At 71.4% G+C, this 23,207-nt stretch carries 18 protein-coding genes; 6 read left to right on the top strand and 12 right to left on the bottom strand.

The window, feature by feature from the left end:
* Positions 1–256: 256 nt before the first annotated feature.
* Both ligA and uppS read right to left on the bottom strand, forming a co-directional pair.
* Positions 257–2,386 (bottom strand): NAD-dependent DNA ligase LigA, encoded by a 2,130-nt coding sequence (gene ligA, locus AB0J88_RS17305; protein WP_364343495.1) that lies wholly within the window; start codon positions 2,384–2,386, stop codon positions 257–259.
* Between the two features lie 63 nt (positions 2,387–2,449).
* A complete protein-coding gene (gene uppS / locus AB0J88_RS17300) occupies positions 2,450–3,211 on the bottom strand; it encodes a polyprenyl diphosphate synthase (RefSeq protein ID WP_364343497.1) in 762 nt (253 codons plus the stop codon).
* A gap of 65 nt (positions 3,212–3,276) precedes the next feature.
* Between uppS and AB0J88_RS17295 the strand changes: the two genes are divergently transcribed.
* From AB0J88_RS17295 to AB0J88_RS17285, 3 genes are all read left to right on the top strand, one after another.
* A complete protein-coding gene (locus tag AB0J88_RS17295) occupies positions 3,277–4,035 on the top strand; it encodes an NAD-dependent epimerase/dehydratase family protein (RefSeq protein ID WP_364343500.1) in 759 nt (252 codons plus the stop codon).
* A 31-nt stretch (positions 4,036–4,066) separates the two neighbouring features.
* A complete protein-coding gene (locus AB0J88_RS17290; RefSeq protein WP_364343503.1) occupies positions 4,067–5,230 on the top strand; it encodes an acyltransferase family protein in 1,164 nt (387 codons plus the stop codon).
* A gap of 216 nt (positions 5,231–5,446) precedes the next feature.
* Positions 5,447–6,112, top strand: coding sequence for a ThuA domain-containing protein (locus tag AB0J88_RS17285; RefSeq protein WP_364343506.1), 666 nt, complete (start codon positions 5,447–5,449; stop codon positions 6,110–6,112).
* 330 nt (positions 6,113–6,442) lie between these two features.
* Here the strand turns inward: AB0J88_RS17285 and AB0J88_RS17280 are convergent, their stop codons facing one another.
* The 5 genes from AB0J88_RS17280 to AB0J88_RS17260 form a co-directional block, all read right to left on the bottom strand.
* Complete coding sequence (locus AB0J88_RS17280) at positions 6,443–7,306, bottom strand: nucleoside hydrolase (protein WP_364343509.1); 864 nt, start codon at positions 7,304–7,306, stop codon at positions 6,443–6,445.
* 17 nt (positions 7,307–7,323) lie between these two features.
* A complete protein-coding gene (locus AB0J88_RS17275; protein ID WP_364343512.1) occupies positions 7,324–9,291 on the bottom strand; it encodes a glycoside hydrolase family 15 protein in 1,968 nt (655 codons plus the stop codon).
* A 9-nt stretch (positions 9,292–9,300) separates the two neighbouring features.
* Positions 9,301–9,762, bottom strand: coding sequence for a hypothetical protein (locus AB0J88_RS17270; RefSeq protein ID WP_364343515.1), 462 nt, complete (start codon positions 9,760–9,762; stop codon positions 9,301–9,303).
* 71 nt (positions 9,763–9,833) lie between these two features.
* The gene (locus AB0J88_RS17265; RefSeq protein WP_364343518.1) at positions 9,834–10,151 is read right to left on the bottom strand and encodes a hypothetical protein; all 318 of its coding nucleotides are present in this window, start codon (positions 10,149–10,151) and stop codon (positions 9,834–9,836) included.
* Between the two features lie 66 nt (positions 10,152–10,217).
* On the bottom strand, positions 10,218–11,135 hold the full coding sequence (locus AB0J88_RS17260; RefSeq protein WP_364343521.1) for a sugar kinase: 918 nt from the start codon (positions 11,133–11,135) through the stop codon (positions 10,218–10,220).
* Between the two features lie 50 nt (positions 11,136–11,185).
* Between AB0J88_RS17260 and eda the strand changes: the two genes are divergently transcribed.
* Both eda and AB0J88_RS17250 read left to right on the top strand, forming a co-directional pair.
* Entirely contained in the window at positions 11,186–11,815 is a 630-nt protein-coding gene (gene eda / locus AB0J88_RS17255) for a bifunctional 4-hydroxy-2-oxoglutarate aldolase/2-dehydro-3-deoxy-phosphogluconate aldolase (RefSeq protein ID WP_364343524.1), read from the top strand.
* Between the two features lie 32 nt (positions 11,816–11,847).
* Positions 11,848–15,030 (top strand): BTAD domain-containing putative transcriptional regulator, encoded by a 3,183-nt coding sequence (locus AB0J88_RS17250; protein ID WP_364343527.1) that lies wholly within the window; start codon positions 11,848–11,850, stop codon positions 15,028–15,030.
* Here the strand turns inward: AB0J88_RS17250 and AB0J88_RS17245 are convergent.
* The 5 genes from AB0J88_RS17245 to AB0J88_RS17225 all read right to left on the bottom strand — a co-directional run bounded on the left by AB0J88_RS17245 (position 15,005) and on the right by AB0J88_RS17225 (position 21,448).
* Positions 15,005–15,835, bottom strand: coding sequence for an ABC transporter permease (locus tag AB0J88_RS17245; protein ID WP_364343529.1), 831 nt, complete (start codon positions 15,833–15,835; stop codon positions 15,005–15,007). The genes AB0J88_RS17250 and AB0J88_RS17245 overlap by 26 nt on opposite strands.
* Positions 15,832–16,794: an ATP-binding cassette domain-containing protein gene (locus tag AB0J88_RS17240; RefSeq protein WP_364343532.1), complete on the bottom strand. Its 963-nt coding sequence runs from the start codon at positions 16,792–16,794 to the stop codon at positions 15,832–15,834. The genes AB0J88_RS17245 and AB0J88_RS17240 overlap by 4 nt, the downstream gene beginning before the upstream one ends.
* Positions 16,795–16,878: 84 nt before the next feature.
* On the bottom strand, positions 16,879–17,931 hold the full coding sequence (locus AB0J88_RS17235) for a LacI family DNA-binding transcriptional regulator (RefSeq protein ID WP_364343535.1): 1,053 nt from the start codon (positions 17,929–17,931) through the stop codon (positions 16,879–16,881).
* Between the two features lie 98 nt (positions 17,932–18,029).
* Positions 18,030–19,295 (bottom strand): DUF1996 domain-containing protein, encoded by a 1,266-nt coding sequence (locus AB0J88_RS17230; RefSeq protein ID WP_364343538.1) that lies wholly within the window; start codon positions 19,293–19,295, stop codon positions 18,030–18,032.
* Between the two features lie 8 nt (positions 19,296–19,303).
* A complete protein-coding gene (locus AB0J88_RS17225; RefSeq protein ID WP_364343541.1) occupies positions 19,304–21,448 on the bottom strand; it encodes a discoidin domain-containing protein in 2,145 nt (714 codons plus the stop codon).
* A 431-nt stretch (positions 21,449–21,879) separates the two neighbouring features.
* Here AB0J88_RS17225 and AB0J88_RS17220 point away from each other — a divergent pair, with 431 nt between their 5' ends.
* Positions 21,880–23,148, top strand: a complete 1,269-nt coding sequence (locus tag AB0J88_RS17220) for an extracellular solute-binding protein (protein ID WP_364343544.1) — start codon at positions 21,880–21,882, stop codon at positions 23,146–23,148.
* Positions 23,149–23,207: the final 59 nt, after the last annotated feature.

Raw genomic sequence — 23,207 nt, 5'->3', positions numbered from 1 at the left:
CCACAACGCGGCGAGGGCGGCGTGGGCTGCCGCAACGCGGGCAGGGCGGCGGCGTTTTGCCGGAACGCGGCGGGGCACCCTGAGGCTTGCCGCCACGGCGGCCAAAGGCACCCGAGCGGTTGTCGCAACGCAACCCAGAGCGTGGCGGCCGCCGTCGCTGCGGCGAGCATGTGCCGCCACGACGCCGCGTCCCGAGGGGTAGCGGCGGTGACCGCCTTCGCCTTCACCGACCGCCGGCGCCCGCGCCGGGCGGACCTTAGGCCGGAGCCGGCAGGGCTTCCTCCAACAGGGAGGCCACGCGGGCCGCGTCGCCGGCCGTGTGGGCCGCAAGTAGGTCTGCGAACCGCTCCGCCGGCATGATGGGGACGCCCAGGTCTTCGGCTTTCGCTGCTTTTGAGCCTGCGCCCTCGCCGACCACTACCAGGTCTGTGCGCTTCGAGACCGAGCCCGATGACTTGCCTCCGAGGCGTTCGACTGCCTCGTTGCCCTCGTCTCGGGTCAGGCCCGGCACCGAGCCTGTCACCACGACCGTCATCGGGGTGCCGTCGGGCTTGCGGAAAGGGGACGTCGCGGGCGACGTCGGGTCGTCGCCCGGCGTGGCGGGGGCGGCCGACGGGGAGACCGGCTCTGACATGTTGACGCCGCGGGCCGTCAGCTTGTCGATCACGGGGCGGAGCTCCACGAGCTCGGCTGCGATCGTCACCGCTCGCTCAGGGCCGACCCCCTCCACCGTCTGGAGGTCTTCGACCGTGGCGGAGAGCAGCGCGTCCATCGTCGTGAAGTGGCGGGCCAGCCGCCGCGACATCGAGCGGCCCGTCATTCGGAGGCCCAGGCCTGTCAGCACCCGTGAGAGGGGCTGGGCCTTCGACGCCTGGATGTTGGCGACCAGTTTGCCCGCCGAGACGTCGCCCATGCGGTCCAGGGGCTTGAGGGTCGCCACGTCCAGGTCGTAGAGGTCGGCCGGGTCGGTGACCAGGCCCGCGCGGACCAGCAGGTCGATGATTTTGTCGCCCAGGCCCTCGATGTCCATCGAGGTGCGGGCCGTGTAGTAGGCCAGCGACTCGTGCGCGCCGCACGCCCGGCCGCGGGTGCAGCGCCACCGCTTCTGGGAGCGGTCGATCTCGCCGCCGCAGCGTGGGCACTCCGTGGGTGGTGTGAAGGGCTCCGAGGAGTCCGGGCGCTCGTCGAGCTTGGCGCCCGTCACCTCCGGGATGACGTCGCCCGCGCGGCGGACGAAGACCGTGTCGCCGGCCCGGACGTTGCGGCGGGTCAGGTCGTCGAAGTTGTGGAGCGTCGCCGACGTGACCGTGACCCCGCTGATCTGCACCGGCTCGAGGACCGCGACCGGGGTGATCACGCCCGTGCGGCCGACCTGGACCTCGATGCGCAGCAGGGTCGTCGTGCGGGTGTCGGCCGGGAACTTGTAGGCGATGCCCCAGCGCGGCGCCCGGCTCGACGAGCCGGCCTCGTCGCGGTCGGCGGCCGCGTCGGCCTTGACCACCGCGCCGTCGACGCCGAAACCGAGCGTGAGCCGACCCGCGTCCAGGGCCTCGATCGCGGCGACCACCTCGGAGATCGTCGCGCACATCGGCATGCCGGCGGCGGAGCCCGCCGTCGTGGCCACGCCCAGCGACGCCACATAGCCCATCGCGCCCGCGTGCGACAGGTGGGCGGACGGGTCGAGCCCGTGCACCGCGTAGGCGAAGAACGACAGCGGCGCCGAATAGGCCCGGTCGACCGCTCGCAGGGTGCCGGCGGCCGCGCTGCGCGGGTGGGCGAACGGCGGCTCGCCGTGACCCGTGCGTAGCTCGTTGGCCAGCGCGAAGTCGGCCTCGGTCATGAAGACCTCGCCGCGGATCTCCAGCGTGACCGGCTCGGCCAGCCGGTGTGGCAGGCCGACCGCCCGCCGGGCCTGGCCCGTGACGTCTTCGCCGGCCCGCCCGTCGCCCCGGGTGATGACCTGGGTGAGCTCGCCGTCGGCATAGCGGGCCGAGATGGCCAGCCCGTCGATCTTGGGCTCGACCGTGTAGCCCGCCGCCGGTCGCCCGAGGATGCGGTCGAGCCGGGCCGCCCATTTGGTCAGGCCCTCGGCGTCGAAGACGTTGTCGAGGCTCAGCATCGGCGTGGTGTGCGGCACGTCGCCGACCACGCCACCGCCGGCGCCGACGGTCTCGGTCGGCGACTCGGCGACCGTCCACTCCGGACGCGCGGCCTCGGTGGCCGCGACCCGGGCGATCAGGGCGTCGTAGGTGGCGTCGTCCATCGCCAACGTCGAACCCGAGTAGTAGTCGCGGGCGGCCGCGCGGATCCGCTCGACCGCGGCCGTGTAGTCGGCGCGCGAGTCGAAGGCCGCGGCGTGCGCGGGATCGACGGTCGTGGACATCATGCCCCCCATGAGCAGGATCGGACGAACACCACGACCCTAGCGGGCGGGTACGACAAGACGGCGTCAGCCGGTCCGGCGGGCGGCGTACGCGCGCAGGGCCCGAAGAAAGTCGATCTTGCGGAAGCCCGGCCAGTAGACGTCGCAGAAGTACAACGAGGAGAACGCCGACTGCCACAGCAGGAAGCCCGACATCCGCTGCTCGCCGCTCGTCCGGATGACCAGGTCAGGGTCCGGCAGCCCGCGCGTGTCCAGATGCACGTCGATGTCGGACGGCGCGAAACGCGAGGCCAGTGCCAGCGGGGACTCCCCGGACGCCGCCGCCGCGACCAGACCCCGCCGAACGGCCTCGACCACCTCCGACCGCCCGTCGTAGCCGATGGCCACCGTCAAGGTCCACGGCCGGTCCCGGGTCGCCGCAACCGCCGAGGACAGCGCCGACCGGGTCGACGCCGGCAGCAGGTCGACCTGCCCGGCGACGCGCACCTGCCACGGACTTGACGGCCGGGACAGCCGCTCCCGGCACGCGTCCTCGATCAGCCGCATCAGGTGGTCGACCTCGCCCGCCGAGCGCTTGCGCAGGTTGTCCGCGGACGCGGCGTAGACGGTCACGCAGCCGATGCCCAGTTCACCGCACCAGCCGAGCACCCGGTCGAGGTGCTCCGCTCCGTGCCGGTGTCCTTCGCTCGGCGACCCGTACCCCATCTGCTGAGCCCACCGCCGGTTGCCGTCCGTGACGATCGCGACGTGCCGCGGCACCGAGGTCAGCGTGCGCCGCAGGCGACGCGCGTAGGCGCGCTCGGCGACTGCCCGGAAAGACTTGATCATGCCCGATCAAACCACGAACCCCACCGGAACAGGGGAAAATCAACGACGGAGACGGGGGTACGCGCATGCGAGTGGCAGTGATCGGCGGCACCGGACTGGTCGGGCGCCAGACCGTGGCAGCCCTGGAGGCCAAGGGACACGACCCGGTGGCGGTGTCGCGGAAAACGGGGGTCGATGTGACTACAGGAGCGGGCCTCGACGCCGCACTCGCCGGGGTCGCGGCCGTCATCGACGTGGTCAGCTACGAGAGCGCGGACCGGGCGGAGGCGGAGCGCTTCTTCGCGGCGGAGACGGAGAACCTGCTGGCCGCCGAACAACGCGCCGGCGTCGGCCACCACGTGCTGCTGTCGATCGTGGGCGTCGACGCGGTGGAGGGCAACGCGCACTACGCCGGCAAGCGCATCCAGCAGGCCATGGTCAGCGACGGCGCGACCCCGTGGACCATCGTCGCCGCGACCCAGTTCTTCGACTTCGCCGTGATGGTGGTCGAGTGGACCCGCACCGGCGACACCGCCGTCGTGCCGCCGCTGCTGGTGCAGCCGATCGCGGTCGCCGACGTGGCCGACATCCTGGCCGAGGTGGCGGTGGGCCGTCCGCTGGGCCGCGCCGTCGAGGTCGCCGGCCCGGACACTCACGACCTGGTCGACATGGCCCGGCGCACCCTGACGGCGCGGGGCGAGGAGTGCCGGCTGGTCGCGAGCTGGCGGGACAGCCCGCTCGGGGTCGAGATGGCCGGCGACGTGCTGTTGCCCGGCGACGGCGCCCGGATCGCACCGACGACGTTCGAGACCTGGCTGGCGGCCCAGTCCCGAAACGGGGGCTGACGAACGCACGACCGTGCTGCCATCCTGAGGCGTGACCACCACCCAGCCCTCCACGGTGGACCGGAGGCCGGAGCTCGACGCGATCCGTACCCTCGTGGTGGTCGGCCTCGTCGCCTTCCACTCCGCGCTGGTGTTCGACGAGAACGACGACTACTACGTCAAGAACGCCGACACGACCAGCGTCACCACCGTGCTCGCGGGTTTCGCCGTCCTGTGGGCGATGCCGGCGCTGTTCCTCATCGCGGGCTTCGGCTCGTGGCACTCGATGGGCCGGCGCGGTCCTGGCGGCTTCGCCCTCGAGCGTCTTCAACGCCTGGGAGTGCCGCTGCTGCTCGCGATCCTGACCTTCCTGCCGGTGCCGGTGTGGCTGCGGCTCAAGGCGGCCGACCCCGGCTACCACGAGAGCTACCCGCACTTCCTGCCGAAGTTCTACACGGTGCACCTCGACCTGGCCGACTTCCCGTTCGTGCTGGGCGGTGACTACTTCGAGACCGGCCACCTCTGGTTCGTCGTCCTGCTGCTCACCTTCTCGCTGATCCTCGCGGCCACGCTGAAGTGGGTGCCGGGCCGGGTGAGGGAAGCCCTGGCCCGTGCGGTCGACCGGCGCGGCGTGGTGCTGCTGCCGGCGCTGCTCACCTCGGCGATCTGTGCGTTCGTCGGCATGGAGGAGGCCTTCGCCGGCTGGAGCCGCTGGGCGTATCTCCTCTTCTTCCTCAGCGGTTTCCTGCTCGCCTCCGACGAGCGCTTCCGGCTGGCGATGCGCCGTGACGCCGTTCCCGCCGCGGTCACCGGGGCGGCCGTCTTCCTGGTGACCGGCCCGGTGCTGCTGACCGCCGGCGACGACCCCTTCACCGAGATGACCGCGCACGCCATCGTCGCCCGCGCGCTGTTCGGCTTCGCCGGCTGGTGCGCGGTCGTCGCGATCCTCGGCCTGCTCGACCGCCGCAACACGACGCGCGAACCGAAGCAGCCGAGTCGGCCCTACCGCTACCTCGCCGTCGCCGCGCTCCCGATCTACGTGCTCCACCAGCCGATCGTCGTCGCAATCGCCTACGGCGTCGTGCGCTGGGACGCGCCCATCATCGTCAAGTACCTGGCACTCGTCGCGGCCGCGATGGCGTTGACCCTGGCCGCGTACGAGCTCCTGGTGCGCCGCACGCGACTGACCCGCCGCCTCTTCGGGATGCGCGACTAGCCGCCCGCGACGCCGGCGTGCCCGGCGTCAACTGGATGTGCGCGCTCGGGCTCCGACCGCTACACACCTGACTGGAGGAGGACCGTCCGCGAGAGGACGCGCACCTCCGGGGCCGCTCGCCTACGATGACGAGCTGGCCCCCAAGCCGGCGCGCCAGGCGATCGCCGACCAGCTCGGCGACGCACCGCAACGACCTCTACTGTGGAGTATCCCCGAATGACCGACAACCGCCGGGCCCTCGTGGTCCGCGGCGGCTGGGACGGGCACGTACCGGTCGAAGCGACCGACCGGTTCGTGCCGTTCCTCCGCGACCACGGCTTCCACGTCGACATCAGCGAGACCCTCGACGTGTACGCCGACCCGACCGCGATGAGCGGGCTCGACCTGATCGTGCAGTGCTGGACCATGGGCACCGCGACCGACGCGCAGATCGACGGCCTGGTCGGTGCCGTGCGCTCGGGCACCGGCTTCGCGGGCTGGCACGGCGGCATCGTCGACGCCTTCCGCTCGTCGACCCGCTATCTGCAGATGACCGGCGGCCAGTTCGCCGAGCACCCCGACAACTTCGTCGACTACGAGGTCGACGTCGTGCCGGAGCGCGCCGAGCACCCGATCGTCGCCGGGCTGCCGGCCAAGTGGTCGCTGCATACCGAGCAGTACTGGATGCTCACCGACAAGCTGTCGGACGTGCTGGCCACCACCCGGTTCCGGGCGACGGCGGACACCGCCTGGCGGGCCGACGTGGTCGTGCCGGCGGTCTGGACCCGGCAGTGGGGCCAGGGACGGATCTTCGTGTCGACGGTCGGGCACAAGCTCGAGGACCTCGACCACCCCGACGTGCGCACACTGACCGAACGCGGCCTGCTCTGGGCGGCCCGCTAGGTCTAGGGCACGTCCCGTGCCCTAGGGGCAGTCGGGCGCTTTGCACCCTCGGCGGGCTTTGGCGTGGAGGTCGAAGTCGTGCTGGCTGATCCGCACGAGGCTCAGCCGGGGGCGCATCGGGCCGCGGGCCCAGTAGGACCGCACGCGATCCATCTCGCGTAGGGCCGCGGCCTCATCCGGCCGCGGACAGCCGAACTCATGGTCTCCGGCGGGCCATTCCAGACGGACCGCCCACAGCGCGTTCCTGCGCAACACAGTCTTCCCCTTCGATGTCTCCAGCGTGCCGTGCCGGCCGAGGGGGAAGTCACCGGCGTCCATCGATTTTACCCGTTACACGGCTCCGGAAACTGTCGTGAAGTAGTGGGCGAGAAACGCGTCTGGGTGGACTTGCGACGCAACCTCGTGCGGCCCCTGGGCGTCGGGTCGCCACCGGGTGGCTCCGTCGGCGGTGTCGACGCTCACCTCGCCGCGGGTGAAGCCGCACAGGTCGGGCGCGAAGATCGTGGCGGCCGCGAGCGGGTCGTGGAACGTCACCTCCGGTCGCCCGGCGAACCACGACCCCGCCATGTCGGCCACCGGGTGGAGCAGCGGGTGGTCGCACCGGGCCAGGAAGTCGTTCGCGTCCATCCGCACGCGCCTCGTCACGTCGAGGCCGACGGACCGGTGGACGCGGGCGGAGGCCGCGTAGACGCGGGCCGCGGCGTACGGGTCGTTGTGGATGTTCCACTCGGGGCCTCCGTCGCCGAGGAACGCTCCGCCCATGAGCACCAGGCGCCGCAGCAACGACGGGATGGCCGGGTCGACCGCGAACAGCAGCGCCACGTTGGTCAGCGGGCCGATGGCGAGCAGGGTGACCTCGCCGGGGTGGGCGTGGATCGTGCGGCGGAGGAACTCGACCACCTCGCCGACCGGGAACACGTCGTCGTGGGGCCACCGCTCCAGCGCCGCGGCCTGCGGTGGCGGCTTCTGCACGGGCGGTCCCACCAGGGGGACTCCGGCGCCGGGCAGGATGGGCACGTCGCGGCCGGCGACCCGGCACAGCACGCTGGCCAGCGAGGCGCGGTCGACCGGCGCGGCGGTCACCGTGGTGATGCCGATGAGGTCGCAGTCCGGCTGCGCGAGCAGGTACGCGAGGCAGACGGCGTCGTCGATGTCGTTGCCGATGTCGGTGTCCAGCAGCACTAGCTCGGCCATGCCTCCATGATCGTCGGTCAGGAGACCTCGGCCAAGCGCTCGGCCAGGATGATCCGCGACGCCGCCTGGATCAGCGCCAGATGCGAGAAGGCCTGGGGAAAGTTGCCCAGGTGCCGTCCGGTCTTCACCTCGAACTCCTCGGCGAACAGGTTGAGCGGTGAGCCGACCTTGAGCAGCCGCTCCATCAACTGGACCGCGCGCTCCATCTCGCCGATCGCGCTCAGCGCGGACACCATCCAGAACGAGCAGATCAGGAACGAGCCCTCCTTGCCGGACAGGCCGTCGTCGGTCTGGTCGGTGTGGTAGCGCAGGACGAACCCGTCCTCGGTGAGGTCATTGGCGATCGCCTCGACCGTGTTGCGCATGCGCTCGTCGGTGGGCGGCAGGAAGTTGTAGAGCACGGCGAGCAGCGTGGAAGCGTCCAGCGCGTCCGTGTCGTAGTGCTGGCGCAGCACGCCGTCGTCCCGTACGCCATGGGCCAGGATGTCGTCGTGCACCTCCTTGGCCAAGCCGGCGAGGCGCTTGGCCGAGTCCTTGTGCCCGCGAATCTCGGACAGCTGGGACGCCCGGTCCATCGCCATCCAGCACATCAGCTTCGACGACACGTAGTGCTGCGGGTCCCCGCGGGCCTCCCAGATGCCCTGGTCAGGGTTGCGCCAGACCTTCTCGGCCGACTCCGCCTGGCTGGCCACGATCGGCCAGAGCCGGCGCGGCATCCGTTGGCTGCGCCGGGTGTGCAGGAGCACCGAGTCGAGCACCGCGCCGAACACGTCGTTCTGCCGCTGGCTGTAGGCGCTGTTGCCGATCCGCACGGGACGCGCGCCGTCGTACCCGGACAGGTCGTCGCGCTGCTTCTCGGTGAGGTCGCGGCGCCCGTCGATGCCGTACATGATCTGCAGCGTGCCGTCGTGGTTGGGCTCGATGTCGGCGACGAACTGCATGAACTCGTCGGCTTCCCAGTCCAGGTTCAGATAGTGCAGAGCCTGCATGGTGAACGAGCTGTCGCGCATCCAGGTGTACCGGTAGTCCCAGTTGCGTTCGCCGCCCGGCGTCTCCGGCAGCGACGTCGTCAGGGCCGCAACGGTCGCGCCGGTCGGCATGTACGTCAGCCCCTTGACCGCGAGTGCGGAGCGTTGCAGGGCGTCCCGCCAGCGGTGGTCCGGGATCCGGGCGCCGGCCAGCCAGGTGCGCCAGTAGGCCGTGGTGCTGTCGACGCAGGCCAGCGCCTCGGCGAAGGTGGCCGGAGTGGCGAGCTGGTCGGCCCAGGAGAGCACGCAGTACGCGTGGTCGCCGCGGTTGAGCCGGCGCCGGCCACGGATCCGGTTGCCCTCGATGCCCATCGCCATGTCGGACCGGAGGCGCACGGTGACCCCGGCACCGGTGCCGTCGGCCACGTGCTGGTCGTTGTCCACAAACGACCAGCTGGCCGGCGCGCGTCCGTAGTCGAAGGCCGGCTCGCAGATCATCTCGATGTCGACGTGCCCGCCCAGGCACTCGACGGTACGCACGAAGAGGTGGTCCGCGTCCTCGTCGTACGGCGGCCGGCTGTGCGGCGTGACCAGGTCCGGGCCGTTCGCCGGGCCGATGGTGAGCGCGTCGCGGACCTGGATCCAGCCCGTCAGCGTGCGCCACGTGGTGACCAGCACGTTGGTGCCTGGCTCGTAGTCGCGCGCCGTGGGATGGTTGATCCCGTACGGACCGAGCCGGAACGTCCCGGACTCGCGGTCGAGCATGCTGCCGAAGATGGCTGGCGAGTCGAACCGGGGCACGCACAGCCAGTCGACCGAGCCGTCGGGCGCGACGAGCGCGCCGGTGTGGCAGTTCGACAGGAAGGCGTAGTCCTCGATCGGCGGGAACGGCGAGCGGGCCGGGGTGCTTCTGACCCAGCCGCTCGCCGTCCGCGCGCTCCGCCCGCCCGCCGCGACCAGCCCACCCGCACCGGAGATCGCCGCGGCGGCTTCGGCACTGTCCGGGTTGCTGGTCATGGCGTCAGGTCACCGCATCGGTGCGGTGCCGGTGCGGGGCAGGTCGCCGGTGTCGTCGCCCATGGCGCCCATGCCGACGCCGCGCGGCTTCCAGACCGCCAGCGCCCAGATCACGAAGACCGCCATCGCGATCTCCAGCAGCGACCAGAACGGGTAGTAGGGAATGAAGAAGAAGTTGGCGGTCGCGGAGAGCACCGCGAAGAAGATGCCGAGCGCCCGAGCCCAGGTGGCGCCGGTGAACAGCGCGAGACCCGCGAGCGCGGCCAGCGCGCCCAGCACGATGTGCAGGATGCCCCAGCCCGTGGTGCTGAACGAGTAGAGGTAGTTCTGCGTCACCACGAAGAAGGAGCCCCTGACGACGGCGACGATGCCCATCACGAGCTGCCAGAGACCCAACATGAGCAGAACCACCGCGGCGAAGATCGCACCGCTCGCCGCCCACAGCTGCCTGCTAGACGTATCCCGCGTCATCGCGTACCTCCGATGCTCGGACGTATGGCTTCCCCATCGTGGCACGAGTTTCCGAATCGCGAAGTAAGTTCTTATTTTGGATGGTCCTGAAGCTGTGTGAGGAGTGTGGCGAGCCGATCCCGGCCGGCGGTGTCGGCCGGATCCTTGATCCTCGCCACCAGGACCACCTCGGCCCCGTCGAGGGTCACGGTGAGCGCGAGATGCCGCAGCAGCTCCTGCTCGGTGGCCAGCCGCGCCACCGCCCCGACGATCCCGAAGCCGGCGGGCCACCGGACCTCGGCGGCGACCTCGGTGCGATGGGCCAGCCTGCCCCCGGTGGGCCGCACGGGGGCGGCAGGCCCGCCCTCCCACGGCGTAGGCGGCGGCAACCGATGCGTAGGAATCCGCATGACGACCTCCCAACCCCACCGTCCCAGACCGGACCCGACGTCCGGACCGCTTTCCCCCAGGCCTGGTCAGCCGGCCGCGACGATGGTGGCTCGGGTGGGTATCGGGCCGACCGCGCCGTGGCCCTGGGTGGTCAGGGCCCCCGCGACCGCCGCGTAGTGGGCCGCTTGCGCCGGCGTGGCTCCGGACACCAGGCTCGCCATGAAGGCGCCGTCGAAGGCGTCGCCGGCTCCCGTGCTGTCCACCGGGGTCACCGGGTGTGGCTTGATCTCGGTCAGCGTGCCCTCGTGCCAGAGCAGCGCGCCGTCCGCGCCGCGCTTGAGGACCACTGTTCGTGGGCCGCGGGCGGCGTACCAGTCGATCACCGCGCTCGGGTCCGTCGCGCCCGTCAACAGGCGGCCCTCCTCGATGTTGGGGAAGGCCACGTCGCAGAGCTCGATGCTGCGGGCAACCACCGCGCGGGCGCGTTCGAGGGGCCAGAGCTGCGGGCGGTAGTTCGGGTCGTAGCTGACCAGCGTGCCGGCCGCGCGGGCCACCGCCATCGCGTGGAAAGCCGCGTCACATGCCGAGACGCTGATCGCCTGGGTTATCCCGGACACGTGCAGCGCACTTGCGGCCGCCACGACAGGATCGGGGACGTCCGCCGGGGACAGGCGGCTGGCTGCCGAGTCCGCGCGGTAGTAGGTGAAGACGCTGCGCGCCGGGTCGCGGGAGATGAAGTAGACACCGGTGCGCTCGCCCTCGGCCCGGATCACGTGGGTCGTGTCGATTCCCTCCGACTCCCACAGGCGCAGGAAGGCGTCGCCGAACGGGTCCGCGCCGATGCGGGTCAGGTAGCCCGTGTCGGCGCCCGAGCGGGCCGCGGCCACCAGGAAGTTGGAGGTGTCGCCGCCGTAGCCGGTGGTGTACTCGTCCGCGTTGTCGAGCGCGGCGTGGCCGACGGTGCTGAACTCCAGGAGCGGTTCACCGATCGCGATGATGTCCATGGCGAGTGACAGTATGCGAAGGTCACCCTTCGATGCCCTGAGGAGAGCTGATGACGTCCATCGCCCGGGAACTGCTCGCGATCAGCCCGGTGATCCCGGTCGTGGTGGTCGAGGACTCAGCCGCCGCGGTGCCCCTCGCGGAGGCGCTGCTGCGGGGCGGGGTCGGGATCATCGAGATCACCCTGCGTACGCCGGACGCGCTCGCCGCTCTGGCCGCCGTCGCGAAGGCGGTGCCGGAGATGCGGGTCGGCGCGGGCACCGTGGTCACGGCGGCGCAGGTCTCGTCGGCACGTGATGCTGGTGCCACGTTTCTGGTCAGTCCGGGCGCCACCGACTCCCTGGTCGACGCGGCCCTGGCGTCCGGGCTGCCCTTCCTGCCCGGTGCCGGCACGGTGAGCGAGATGCTGGCGTTGCGCGAGCGCGGTGTCGACACGCTCAAGTTCTTCCCGGCCGAGGCGAGCGGCGGGCGCGGCTACCTGTCCTCGGTGCACGGGCCGTTGCCGGAGTTGGCCTTCTGCCCGACCGGTGGCATCACCCCCGGCACCGCGGCGGACTGGCTGGCGCTGCCCAACGTCGGCTGCGTGGGTGGGTCGTGGCTGACCCCGGCGGACGCGGTGCGTGCCAACGACTGGGACCGCGTCGAGCGCCTCGCTCGGGAGTCGGCCAGCCTGCGGCTGTAAACCTGTCGCACGCATGGTGGAAAGTAGAAGGCGTGCAGATCGGGATTCTCGGGCCGTTGGCGGTCACCGCCGACGGGCAGCCTGTCGAGGTGGGCGGCGCGCGACTGCGTGCGCTGCTGACCCGGCTGGCCCTCGACCCGGGCCGGCCGGTCGGCACCGAGGCCCTGGCCGACGCCGTCTGGGGTGACGCTCAGCCGACCGATCTCGCCAACGCCCTGCAGTCACTGGTGTCACGGCTGCGGCGCACGGTGCCGGGGATTCCGGTGTTGCTGGGGCCGGGCGGCTACCGGCTCGACCTGCCCGCCGACGCGGTCGACGCCGAGCGGTTCACGACTCTGGCCCGCGACGGGCGCGACGCGCTGGGCGGCGGCGATCCCGAGAAGGCGGTCGGCCTGCTGCGCGACGCCCTGGCGCTCTGGCGGGGGCCGGCATTGGCCGACGTCGCCGACGCCGGGTTCGCCGCCGCGCCCGTGGCCCGCCTCGACGAGGTGCGGCTGGCGGCCGTCGAGGACCGCATCGACGCCGAGCTGCGCCTGGCCGGGCCGGCCCACCTGGTCGCCGAGCTCGACGAGCTGGCGACCGCCTATCCGTTGCGCGAGCGGGTCTGGGCGCTGCGACTGCGGGCGCTGGCCGCGGCCGGGCGGCCGGCAGAGGCGCTGGCCGCCTACGACGAGTTCCGCCGCCGGCTGGCCGACGAGCTGGGTGCCGATCCGTCGGCCGAGCTGCGCGAGGCGCATCTGGCCGTGCTCCGCGGCGAAGGCCAGCCGCGGCGCACCACGCGCGGCAACCTGCGGGCCGCGCTGACCAGCTTCGTGGGGCGCGACACCGAGCTGCACCGGGTCGAGCGGCTGCTGGCCGAGGGGCGGCTGGTCACGCTCGTCGGCCCGGGCGGCGCGGGCAAGACCCGGCTGGGCACGGTGGCCGCCGCCGCGCTGGCGACCGTGAGTGTCGACGAGACCTGGATGGTCGAGCTGGCGCCGGTCACCGATCCCGCCGACGTGCCGCAGGCCGCGCTGGTCGCCATCGACGGGCGCGCCGCCGGGTTCACCGAGCCGGGGCGCCGCCAGGCCAACCGCGACGCGATCAGCCGGCTGGTCGAGGCGCTCGCCCCGATCGACGCGCTGATCGTGCTCGACAACTGCGAGCACGTGATCGACGCCGCCGCCCGGCTGGCCGACGAGCTGCTGGCCCGTTGCCCGCGACTACGCATCCTGGCGACGTCCCGTGAGCCGCTCGGCATCACCGGCGAGGCGCTCTGTCCGCTGCCGCCGCTGGGCCTGCCCGCCCAGGACGAGGTCGACGTCGCCGCCTACCCGTCGATCCAGCTCTTCCGCGATCGTGCCGCCGCGGTCCGGCCCGGGTTCGAGATCAGCGCCGACAACGCCGCTGACGTCGTGGAGATCTGCCGGCGGCTCGACGGCCTTCCGCTCGCGATCGAGCTCGCCGCCGCCCGCCTGCGCACCATGTCGACGGCGCAGGTCGCGGCCCGGCTCGACGACCGGTTCCGGCTGCTGACCGGGGGCAGCCGCACCGCGCTCGAGCGGCACCGCACGCTGCGCGCCGTCGTCGCGTGGAGCTGGGAGCTGCTCACCGACGACGAGCGCCGGCTGGCCGACCGGCTCGCGGTGTTCCCGTCGACGATCACGGCCGAGAGCGCCGCCGGCGTCGCGGCACCCGAGGCCTCGCTCGACGCGGTCGCCGACCTGCTGGCCGCGCTGGTCGACAAATCCCTGTTGCAGCTGGTCGGCGAGGGGCGCTTCCGGATGCTCGAGACCATCCGGGAATACGGCCTGGAGCAGCTGGTCGCCGCCGGCGAGGCCACCCGGCTGCGCGCCGCGCACGCCGCCTACTTCCTGGCGCGCGCCGAGCTGATGGAGCCGCGGCTGCGCACCAGCGACCAGCTCCGCTGGCTCGACGCGTTCGACGCCGACCGGGCCAACATGATCGGCGCGCTGCACTACGCGTCGGAGACCGACGACGCGAGCACCGCGATCCGGCTGGCGGCGGCGTTGACGATGCCGTTGACGATCCGCGGCGACCACGAGCAGGCGGTGGCGCTGCTGGGCCGGGCGCTGGCCGCCCGTGGCCCGGCGCCGCTGGGGCCCCGGGCGGTCGTCGCCGCCATCCACCTGCTCAACCAGATCTTCACCGGCACCTGGCCCGGCGACGCGGCCCTCGACGACCTGCGGGCGCTGGTCGCGGCGGCGCCGCCCCGGTCCCATCCGTTCCTGCCGGTCATCGAGCCGATGATGACCATATTCACCGACGACACCGAGCGTGGGCTCGAGGCGGTCAACAGCGGTCTGGAGGGCGCCGACCCGTTCACCCGCGGCCTGCTGCTCTCGCTGAGCGGCAGCATCAAGGAGAACGACGGCGACGCCGACGGCATGCTGGCCGACCTGACCGCCGCGGCCGAGATCCAGCGTTCGTTGGGGGAGAGGTGGAGCCTGGGCATGACGCTCGGCTCGCTCGCCGACGCGCTGTCCAAGCGGGGTGACCTGGCCGGCGCCACCGCCGCGCTGGAGGAGGCGTCGCGGCTGGCCGTCGAGCTCAACGCCCGGGATGACATCGGATACCAGCGCATCTGGCTGGCCAACCTGCGCGCGCAGGGCGGCGACATCGAGTGGGCACGGGCCGACCTGGAGCGTTTCCTGGTCGAGTCGTCACGCGAGGGCTTCGCCAACCGCACGGCCGCGTTCGTGGTGATGATGCTCGGCGAGTACGACCGCCAGGAGGGCAAGCTCGACAGCGCGCGGGAGCGCTACCGCCAGGCGGAAGAGCTGCAGGCGCCGGCGCCGCTCGTGGCTCCGCAGTTCCGCGGCATGCTCTGCGGCTTCGAGGCACACATCGCGATCGCGGAGGGCCGCCTCGCGGAGGCCCGGGTGCTGGCCACCGAGGGCATCGCGCAGGCGATGCTCGGCAAGGACATGCCGGTGATCGCCCTGATCGCGGTGGCCACCGTGTCCCTGCGCGCGGCACTGGGGCAGGCGGAGCGCGCCGCCGAGACCCTGGGCGCGGCCGACTCGCTGCGCGGCAGCCCCGACCTGTCCAACTGCGACGCCCAGAAACTGACGGAGACGCTGCGGTCCAGACTGGGCGACGAGGGCTTCGACGCCGCGTACGCCCGGGGACGCGCGCTGAGCCGGGCCGACGCACTGGCGTTCGTCGACCCGGCCCAGGACCCGGACGTCACACCCGGCGGCGATAGAACCTGACCGCGAGCGGTGCGAAGACCACGATGATTCCCACCGACCAGAGCAGCGACCTGGTGACCGTGTCGCCGACCGGGCCGCCGGTGAGCAGGGCTCGGGCCGCGTCCATCACGTCCGAGACCGGGTTGATCTTTACCCAGGCTTGCAGCCAGCCCGGGAGGGTGTCGGTCGGCACCATCATGTTGGTGCCGAACGTCAGCGGGAACAGCACCAGGAACGCCGTGCCCTGGACCGCTCCCGGCTCGCGCATGATGACGCCGAGGAGCACGAAGACCCAGGTGATGGCCGAGGCGAAGAAGATCACCAGCAGGCAGGCGGCCAGGGCGGAGAGCGGGTCCGTGCCGATCCGGAATCCGATCGCGTAGCCGAAGCCGAGCAGCACCGCGATCGAGACCACGAACCGCGTCAGGTCGCCGAGCACCGAGCCGACCAACGGGGCGGACCGGGCGATCGGCAGGCTGCGGAACCGGTCGAAGACGCCCTTCTTCACGTCGGTGTTGAGCGAGAGGCCGGTAGCCACCGACGCGAACATCACCGACTGCACCATGATCGCCGGCAGCAGGTACTTCAGGTACACCGTCTGGGAGCCGGAGATCGCGCCGCCGAGCAGGTACACGAAGATCACTACGAACATCACCGGCTGGAGCGTCACGTCCAGCAGCTGCTCGGGCGTCCGCAGCGTCTTGATCAGGCTGCGCCGCGCCAGGGCCAGGCTGTGCCGGGCGACCCGGAACGTCCGGGCCGGCGGCGGACCGGACAGGCCCGACTCGGTGACGGGCGCCGTCGTCCGCTCGATCGTCGTCGTCATGCCGCCACCTTCTCGTCGTCGTCCGCGGTCGCCGGCTTGCCGGTCAGCGTGAAGAACACCTCGTCCAGGCTCGGCAGGCGGAGCGACAGCTCCATGACGCCGATCCCGGCTTCCTCGATCCGGCGTACGACCGTCGGGAACGCCCGGTCGTCGTCGATCGGCACGGTCAGCACCCCGCGACCCGGGCTCTCCGGCTCGCGCTGCGCGACGGCGGACAGGATGCCGCCGACCTCGGCCAGCCGCGCCGGGTCGGTCGGGCGCACCAGGATCGTCTGGCCGCCGGCGATCTGCTTGAGCTGCGCCGGCGTACCGTGCGCGATGACCTTGCCGTGGTCGATCACCGAGATCTCGTCGGCCAGCGCGTCGGCCTCGTCGAGGTACTGCGTGGTGAGCAGGACCGTCGAGCCGTCGCCGACCAGCGAGCGGACGACACCCCACATGTCTTCCCGCTTGGCCGGGTCGAGCCCCGTCGTCGGCTCGTCCAGGTAGATCACGGCCGGCCGGCCGACCAGGCTGGCGGCCAGGTCGAGCCGGCGGCGCATGCCCCCCGAGTACGTCTTGGCTGGCCGGTTGGCCGCCTCGGTCAGGTCGAACCACTCCAGCAGCTCGGCGGCCCGCACCTTGGCGTCGCGGCGCCGCAGGTCGAGCAGCTCGCCGATGAGCACGAGGTTCTGCGTGCCGGTCAGGTCCTCGTCGACCGACGCGTACTGCCCGGTCAGCCCGATCAGCCGGCGCACCGCTCCGGCGTCCTTGACCACGTCGTGGCCGCCCACCGTGGCCCGCCCCGAGTCGGGCCGCAGCAGCGTGGCCAGGATGCGCACCGCCGTGGTCTTGCCGGCCCCGTTCGGCCCGAGCACACCCAGCACGCTGCCCTGCTCGGCGGCCAGATCGATGCCGGCCAGGGCCGTGGTCTTACCGAAGCGCTTGACCAGGCCCTCCGCCTGGAAAGCGAGGCTCATCGTGTTCCCCCTTGGTCGTCTTTCACGTGACCAAGGTGCCGGGCACCACTGACAGCGCCCGCACACGTCGCTGGCACGGCGCTGTCAGGACGAGTCGCGCACCACCAGCGTCGGGTTGAAGATCACCGTGCGGGGTGACCGCTGTGGCTCCCGGAGGCCGGCCAGCAGCAGCCGGGCCATCTCGCCGGCCATCTCCTCGACGGGCTGGCGGACGGTGGTCAGCCGCGGATGCGCCTCGAGCGCCGCACTGCTGTCGTCGAACCCGACCACCGAGACGTCCCGGGGCACGTCCCGGCCGGCCTCCTGGAGCGCTCGCACGGCGCCCTCGGCCATCAGGTCGTTGGCCACGAAGAGGCCGTCGATCTCCGGATGGTCGGCGATCAGGGCGCGCGCGGCCGCCTCGCCACTGGCGCGGGTGAAGTCACCCTCGACCACCGGCGGCGCGGGCAGGCCGTGCCGGGCCAGCGCGTCGCGGAACGCCGACAGCCGGCCCTGCCCGGCCGGCATGTCCTGCGGTCCGGCGATCGTCGCGAGCCGGCGCCGGCCCCGGGCCACCAGGTGGTCGGCGGCCATCTCGACCCCGGCGGGCTGGTCGACGTCGACGTAGCTCAGCGGCACCGGCCGGCCGGGCCGCGCCGACAGCACGGTGACCACACCCATCTCGGCGAGTTGGCTGGGGAACGGGTCGGCCGCGTGGCTGGAGATCAGCAGGACGCCGTCGACGTGCCCCTGGCGGAGATAGCGCAGCACCTGGTCGTGGGCCGGCGGGTCGGCCGGGATGATCACGAGGTGGATGCCGTCGGGGCGGAGCACCTCCTGGGCGCCGGCGGTGATCCGGCCGAAGTACGGGTCGGTGAAGACCCGGTTCAGGAAGGTCGCCGCGTACTCCCGGTGGTTCGGCGGCTCGCTGATCACCAGGGCGACCGAGTCCGTCCGGCGGGTGACCAGGGACCGGGCCGCGAGGTTGGGCACGTAGCCGGTCTCCTGGATGGCCCGCTCGACGACCGCCCGCAACCGCGGGTCGACGGTCGGCACGTCGTTGATCACCCGGGACACCGTGGCTCGGGACACCCCGGCCGCGACGGCCACCTCGTCCAGCGTCGGCGGACGTGGCGGGTCGGCGGGACGGGTCGTCACGCGACCAGTTATAGCACCGGAACCGGTTCCGGAACTTCCGGTATTAGTGGACCCCGCCGGCCCAGGGGTGCTGGACCGGCGGGGTCGATGAGTTCGCGTCACGGTGTTCCGTTGACGCCGCACTTGATGATGGGCCGGATGCAGTCCCGCACGCGGCGCTCCATCTCCGCCACGGGCCAGGCGTTGAAGAAGTCGCCGTGCATGGTGAACCCGCGACCCGAGGCGAGCCGGATCCGCGCCGGGTCACCGTTGACCGGATAGCGCAACACCTGCCGCAGCTTGGGCACCGGCACCGGGTGGGTGCTCGGACAGTCGTTGTTGACCGGGTACGCCATGTGGCTCTTGTGGTTCGGCGAGTCCAGGTTGACGCCGTCCCAGCACTGCGGGAAGTCCAGATAGGACTCCAGCATGCTGCCCGAAGGACAGTTGATGAAGTCCTTGCCCGCGCCGGCCTCGTTGTGGTGCAGGCACGACCACCGGGAGATGGTGGTCGCGTCCGGCGCGGTCGCCTGCGCGTTGCCCGCGACGATCCGCAGCCCGAGCGGCAGCGGCTGGATCCGGGCGGTCACGTCGGAGCGCACGCCCTCACCGAGGTAGTAGAAGATCCCGGTGACCGGCTCGACCGGCTGGTTGTCGTAGTAGAGGGTGGGCACCCAGTACGACGACAGGTCGATGCTCGGGTTGCAGTTGCTGGTGCCCGACTGCAACGACGCGAGGTTGGTGTAGGCGTTGACGTTGCGCGCCCCGAAGAAGCTGTGCATGTGCGAGGCGCCCGGCAGACCCGGATAGATGATCGGGTCGTCGGGAAGCCGGTGCGAGAACGGGCAGTCCGCGAGGAACTCGGACACCCGCACGATCGGCCCGGTCGGCGGAGGCGGTTGCGTGGATCCGCCGACGCCGTACACCTGGAACTCCCAGAGCGAGACGCCCCACTGGGTGGCCCGCCGGGTGGTGTTGATCCGCACGTAGCGGCCGCTGCCCGACACGGCCAGGTCCTGGTTGCCGCCGGTGGCCGTGGTCGTGCTGTAGACGGTCGTCCAGCTGCTGCCGGTGCTCGAGGTCTGGATCGTGTACGCACTGGCGTACGCGCCCTCCCAGCGCAGCACCACCCGGCTGATCGTGGCGCTGGCACCGAGGTCGACCTGCAACCACTGCGGGTCGCTGAACGCGCTGGACCAGCGGGTCCCGTTGTTGCCGTCGACGGCGTTGCTGGCGGGGCTGCCGCCGTTCTCCGTCGAGGAGGCGGTGGCCGTGCGGCCCTGCGAGATGAGCGGGTCGGCCGCTACGGCGTCACCAGCCGCGGCGACGAGATAACCACCGAGCAGCAGAACGAGCACGGCGGCGAAGCTTGCTGTTCGTCGCATCGAGACTCCTAGTTCTGGTAGACCCGGACGTAGTCGACGAGCATCCGGGAGGGGAACGGGGTGGTGCCGTCCACGGGGCCGGGGAAGTCGCCGCCGACCGCGAGGTTGAGGATCACGTAGAACGGGTGGTCGTAGACCCAGGGACCGCGGGTCGCCTCGACGGTGGCCTTGCTGGCCACGAACACCGTGGTGCCGTCGAGCTTGAAGGTCATGCCCTTGCTGTCCCACTCGACGGCCCAGACGTGGAAGTCGTTGGCCAGGTCGGCGCCGCCGGGAGCGGTGTACTTCAGCCCGTAGCCGCCACCGCCGTTGTAGGCCGGCGCGTGCAGGGTCGAGTAGCCCTCCAGCGTGTTGCGGCCGAGGACCTCCATGATGTCGATCTCGCCGTTGTAGGGCCACGGGCGGCCGGTCAGGAAGTCGGCACCCATCATCCAGAACGCCGGCCACAGGCCGTTGCCCTTGGGCACCTTGACGCGCGCCTCGATCCGGCCGTACTGGACGTGGAACTTGTTGCCGGTGTTCATCCGGTGCGAGGTGTAGTCGCGACCGCCGGCGGTCTCCCGGCGGGCCTCGATGACCAGCGAGCCGGCGCCGTCCATGTTGGCGTTGTTGTTGTTCGTGTAGTACTGGATCTCGTTGTTCTGCCCGGTGCCCGGATCGATCGTCCACTTTGCGGGGTCCGGCTTCGAACCCGCCGCGCCGTTGAACTCGTCGCTCCACACCAGACGGTTGGCTGGGAACGTCGGGTCCGGCGGCATCGCCGGTGGCGTCGTCGGGTTGCCGCCGGTCCCGTACACCTGGAACTCCCAGAGCGAGTAGCCGTAGGTGCTGGACCGGGCGGTGCCGTACATCCGGACGTAGCGGCCGGTGCCGGTGACGTTGAGCGTCTCCTTGAAGCCGGCGCCGGTCGTCGTGGAGTAGATGGTCGTCCAGGTGGTCGCGTTCGGCGACACCTGGATCTGATACGCCCGCGCGAACGCCGGATCCCACTGGAGCACCACCTGGGTGATGCCGGCCGTGGCGCCGAGGTCGACGTAGATCCAGCCGGGGTCGACCCAGCCAATGTTCGCGGCGGTGGCCCAGCGGCTGGCCGGGTCGAGGTCGAACGCCCGCGCCGGCGTGCACTCCCAACACGCGCCGTCGTTCTGGCTCGTGCTGGCCACGGCCGGCTTGTTGTACGAGAGCAGCCGGACGGTGCCGCCGGGCGGCGGGTCGGTGGGCGGGTCGGTGGGCGGGTTGGTCGGGCCGCCGCTACCGGTACGAACCTGGAACTCCCACAGCGAATAGCCGTACGCGGTGCCCCGGGCGGTGCCGTAGACGCGCACGTACCGTCCGGTCCCGCTGACCGTCAGCACCTGGGTGCCGCCCGTGCCGGTGGTGGTGGAGTAGACCGAGGTCCAGGTCGCGGCGTCGGTCGAGACCTGCACCTGGAACGAGCGCCCGAACGCGGCCTCCCACTGCAGCGTCACGCCGCAGATCGACTGGGCCGAGCCGAGGTCGACCTGGAGCCACTGCGGGTCGGATGCCGCACTGGACCAGCGGGTGCCGGTGCTGCCGTCGACCGCGGAGCTCGCCGGGAACACCGTGCTCTGGACCGACGACGCGGTGGCGGGACGGCCCAACGCGGCGTTGGCGGTGCCGCAACCACCTGTGCCGGTGCTGCCGTACACCTGGAACTCCCAGAGCGAGACGCCGTAGCCGGTCGCCTTCGCGGTGGCGTTGACCCGCACGTAGCGGCCGCTGCCGCTGACCGTGAGGTCCTGCACGCCGCCCGTGCCGTTGGTGGTGGTGTGGACGGTGGTCCAGGTCGTGCCGTTGGCCGAGGTCTGGACCGTGAAGGCGGTCGCGTACGCGGCCTCCCAGTTGAGCACGACCCGGCTGATCGTGGCCGTGGCGCCGAGGTCGACCTGAAGCCACTGCGGCACGCTGAACGCGCTCGACCAGCGGGTGCCGGTGTTCCCGTCGACGGCGGCGGACGCCGGCGTGCCGGCGTTCTCGGTGGAGGAGGCGGTCGCGGTGCGACCCTGTGAGATCAGCGGATCGGCGGCTGCGGCGGTCACCGTCGTGGCCACCAGCAGGCCGGCCAGCAGCGCCAGCACGGCGCCGAGGTGCGCGGCCAGGCGCCATCGTCGGCCGGGTGGAACCCGACTCATATGGATCTCCTTTACGTGGGACGGGACGTAAAGAGAGCGCTCTCTTCCGCGCCACTCTGACGGTTAGCCCAATCCGTGTCAATGGCTGACGTACGTCGATGTCTTGGGGCGCCAAACGCGGGGATAAACAGGCGCGATTGGTGGATCTCGATCGCTTGACGCCGTGCTCGGCATGTCTCACGCTTGAGGAAGCGCTCTCCCAGCCGGGTCTCGCAGCATGTAACGAAACCGCAACAGCTCCTTGACATGGCGCTCACGGTCCTCGATGGTCGGGAACCAAGTGAGAGCGCTCTCTCTCATCCGGCGTCACGCACCCCCATCACCACACCACGTCCCAGACTCAGATCCGACCAGTGACCGCCGATCGTCGCACCTGCCGTGGAGAGCGCTCTCCAAACCCTGCCCATACAACCGATCGCCTGGAGGAGTCCATGCGCAGGTTCACCGCGGTCGTCCCGATCGCCATCGCGGCAATGCTCGCGACGGCGGCATGCGGGAGCGACGACGGCGACAACCAAGCTGCCGACGACGGTCCGGTCACCCTTACGGTCGCCACGTTCGGAGAGTTCGGATACAAGGAGCTCTACGCCGAGTACCAGCAGCTGCACCCCAATGTGAAGATCACCGAGCGGATCACCAAGACCGAGGACCACCACAAGAACCTGGCCGCGCATCTGGCGACCAACACCGGCGCCGCCGACATCGAGGCGCTGGAAGAGGGCTGGATCGGCCAGTTCACGGCCAACGCCTCGAAGTTCAACGACCTCAACGAGCTCGGCGCCGGCGACATCAAGGCGCAGTGGCCCGAGTGGAAGTGGAACGTCGCCACGTCCAAGGACGGCAAGACGATCGGTCTCGGCACCGACGTCGGCGGCATGGCCATGTGCTACCGCACCGACCTGTTCAAGAAGGCCGGCCTGCCGACCGACCGCGCCGAGGTCTCGAAGCTCTGGCCCACGTGGGAGCAGTACATCGAGACCGGCAAGAAGTTCGAGGCGGCCAAGGTGCCGGGCGCGCACTTCTTCGACGGCCCGACGGTCATGTACCGGTCGATCCTCGGCCAGGCGCCGACCGGCCTCTACGACGGCGACAACGTCGTGGTCGACAGCAACCCGGCGGTCAAGAACGCGTTCGACCTGTCCGCGCTGGCGGTCACCTCGGGCCTGTCGGCCCGCGCCGAGGCGTGGACCCCGGCCTGGAACGCCGGCTTCGCGAAGGGCACGTTCGCCACGCTGGGCTGCCCGTCCTGGATGATGGCCTACATCCAGACCCAGGCGAAGGACGCCTCCGGCAAGTGGGACATCGCCGACGTCCCCGGCGGTGGCGGCAACTGGGGCGGCTCCTGGCTGACGGTGCCGAAGCAGAGCAAGCACGCCAAGCAGGCGTACGAGCTGGCGAAGTGGCTGACCGCGCCGGAGCAGCAGGCCAAGGTCTTCCAGAAGTACGGCAACTTCCCGTCCACCGTGACCCTCTACGAGGACCCGGTGATCAAGGACTTCGTGAACCCGTACTTCAACAACGCACCGGTCGGCCAGATCTTCAGCAAGTCGGTCCAGACCATGAAGCCGCAGTACCTCGGCCCGAAGGCCGGTGACATCAACACGCAGATCATCAACGGTCTGACCCGGATCGAGCAGGGCAAGCAGACCACGGACCAGTCGTGGCAGCAGGTCCTGACCGACGTCAAGGCGCTCCTCTAGCAGATCCCCGCTCGCCTGGTCCCGGTGCGCGCCTCGCGCCCGGGACCACGGCGCGCACC

Origin of the sequence: Asanoa sp. NPDC049475, assembly GCF_040676915.1 — a bacterium.
GTDB lineage: Bacteria > Actinomycetota > Actinomycetes > Mycobacteriales > Micromonosporaceae > Asanoa.
The sequence above is the reverse complement of the archived record's forward strand: the minus strand, read 5'-3'. Positions and strand labels throughout refer to the sequence as shown.